Annotated in this window: 2 protein-coding genes; both read left to right on the forward strand. The window is 65.8% G+C overall.

Going from position 1 to position 2,696, the window contains the following annotated elements; translation table 11 throughout:
• Window positions 1-2,022, forward strand: a 2,022-nt coding sequence (gene parC, locus KAY22_RS27640; protein WP_296626246.1) for a DNA topoisomerase IV subunit A, incomplete at its 5' end; no start/stop codon positions are given.
• A gap of 48 nt (window positions 2,023-2,070) precedes the next feature.
• A partial coding sequence (locus KAY22_RS27645; RefSeq protein ID WP_296626247.1) for a GGDEF domain-containing protein occupies window positions 2,071-2,696 on the forward strand: 626 nt, incomplete at its 3' end.

Here is a 2,696-nt window from a genome sequence, read left to right on the forward strand (position 1 = left end):
CATGGCGACCAGTCGGTCTATGATGCGATGGTCCGCCTCGCGCAGACCTTTTCGCTCCGCTACCCGCTGGTGGACGGGCAGGGCAATTTCGGCAATGTCGATGGCGATAATGCCGCTGCGATGCGCTATACCGAGGCGCGGCTGACGGCGGCCGCCGGCGAACTCATGGCCGGCCTCGACGAGGGCACGGTCGAGTTCCGCCCGACCTATAACGGCGAGGAGGAAGAGCCCGAAATCTTCCCCGGCCTGTTCCCCAACCTGCTCGCCAACGGCGCGAGCGGCATCGCGGTCGGCATGGCGACCTCGATCCCTCCGCACAATGTGGCAGAGCTGGTCGACGCCTGCGTTCACCTGATCGACCGGCCCGAGGCGGAGACGCCCGAGCTCATGCAATATGTGCAGGGTCCGGACTTTCCGACCGGCGGCGTGCTCGTCGACAGCGCGGCCTCCATCACCGAAGCCTATTCGACCGGGCGCGGGGCCTTTCGGGTACGTGCACGGATCGACCGGATCGACGAGAAGGGGGGCGGCTGGCACCTCGTCGTCAGCGAGATTCCCTATCAGGTCCAGAAGTCGAAGCTGATCGAGCAGATCGCCGAGCTGATCAACGAGAAGAAGCTGCCGATCCTCGCGGATGTCCGCGACGAGAGCGACGAGGACATACGCATCGTCCTCGAGCCGCGCAGCCGCACCGTCGATGCCGACATGCTGATGGAAAGCCTGTTCCGGCTGACCGAGCTGGAAGTCCGGGTCTCGCTCAACCTCAACGTGCTCGACGAACATCGCACGCCTATGGTGATGAGCCTGAAGCAGGCGCTGTCGGCCTGGCTCAAGCACCAGTTCGACGTGCTGGTACGGCGGTCGCAGCACCGCCTCGCCAAGATCGCCGACCGGATCGAACTGCTCGACGGCTATCTGATCGTCTATCTCAATCTTGACCGGGTCATCCAGATCATCCGCGAGGAGGATGAGCCCAAGGCGGTGATGATGGAGGAATTCGGCCTCAATGACCGCCAGGCCGAGGCAATCCTCAACATGCGGCTGCGCAGCCTGCGCAAGCTGGAAGAGATGGAGATAAGGCGCGAGCGCAACACGCTCGATGCCGAGGGCAAGGAGCTGGAGGCGCTGATCGCGAGCCCCGCGCGCCAGCGCACGCGGATGAAGCGCGATCTGGCCGCCTTGCGGGATCGCTACGGTCCGGAGACCAGGCTGGGCGCGCGACGGACGTCGGTGTCCGAGGCCGCGCCGGCGCGCGAGATTCCGCTGGAGGCGATGATCGAGCGCGAGCCGGTTACCGTCATCCTGTCGCAGCGCGGCTGGATCCGCGCGATGAAGGGCCACCTGGACGACGCTGCAGTGGCTGCGGTCAAGTTCAAGGAAGGCGATGGCCCCGACCATGCCATTCGCGCGCAGACGACCGACCGGATTCTGTTGGCCACCGACCAGGGGCGCTTCCACACGCTCCCGGCCGACAAGCTCCCCGGCGGTCGCGGCTTCGGCGAACCGGTGCGGCTGTTTGCCGATATCGACGCCGACGCGCGGATCATCGCGCTCCTCGCGTCGCGCCCGGGCGGAGAATTGTTGCTGGCTTCGGCGGACGGAAAGGGATTCGTGGTCGACATGGCCGACGTCACCGCCGAGACCCGCAAGGGCAAGCAGGTCGTCAATCTGCGTGAGGGTGGCCGGCTGAAGGTGATTCATCCGATCGCCTCAACCGACGACTATGTCGCGGCGATCGGCGACAATCGAAAGATGGTCGTCTTCCCGCTTTCCGAACTGCCGCGCATGGGACGCGGGCAGGGTGTCTCGATTCAGCGCTACAAGGATGGAGGGCTGTCCGACGCCATCAGCTTCCGGCTCGAAGAGGGGCTTAGCTGGACGATGGGGGGCGACACGGGGCGGACCCGGACCGAAAGCGACCTGACGCCCTGGCGTGCGGCCCGAGGCGCCGCCGGCCGCATGCCCCCGGTCGGCTTCCCGCGCGACAACCGCTTCCGACCGCAAGGGTGGACAAAGGCTTAAGCTGTCGGAAACAGAGCATTAACCCTGCGCTGTTAATGCCGATCCACCATGCGGGCGGCAAAAACCCATAACGAACAGGCGACGAAGGTCGTCGATGGCGGTGCCGCCCAGCCCGGAGCGATGTTCCCGGTCGCCCTGCAGGAGCTTCTCGACACGCCGCGCACGGCTGCCCAGCAGGAGTTCATCGACACCCTGCCCATCGCGATCGCGCTGCTCTGCCTGGTCGAGGGCAACCCGAGCATTCTTGCGCGAAACCGTGCGTTTCTCGATCTTGCCGGGCGTCGAGCGAGTCCGCCGGCCACCGACGGCGCCAGAGAGATATGCCCTGGAATCGGCCTGCCGCTCGTTCCGGAGATTCGCGACTTCCTGGCATCCGACGAACGTGAGCGCACCTTCGACATGCAGGAGGGAGACGGCATCAGCGGGCGCCATTTTGCCGTCCGGCTCGTTCGCCTGAGCGGTGGCGAATCGCCTGTGCCCCGCTGCATCCTTTCGCTGATCGACCGCACCCAGCAGGTCGAAGGCGAGCGTTCGTTGCGTACGCAGATGCTGCGCGACAGCCTGACCGGCCTTCCCAACCGGGCGGCCTTCGCCGAGCAGGTCGAGAATGCGATGCTGAACTTCGGGACCGAAGGGCGGCAGTTCGCAGTCCTGTTGATCGATCTCACCCGCTT

The organism is Rhizorhabdus sp. (genome assembly GCF_018006725.1).
GTDB lineage: Bacteria > Pseudomonadota > Alphaproteobacteria > Sphingomonadales > Sphingomonadaceae > Rhizorhabdus.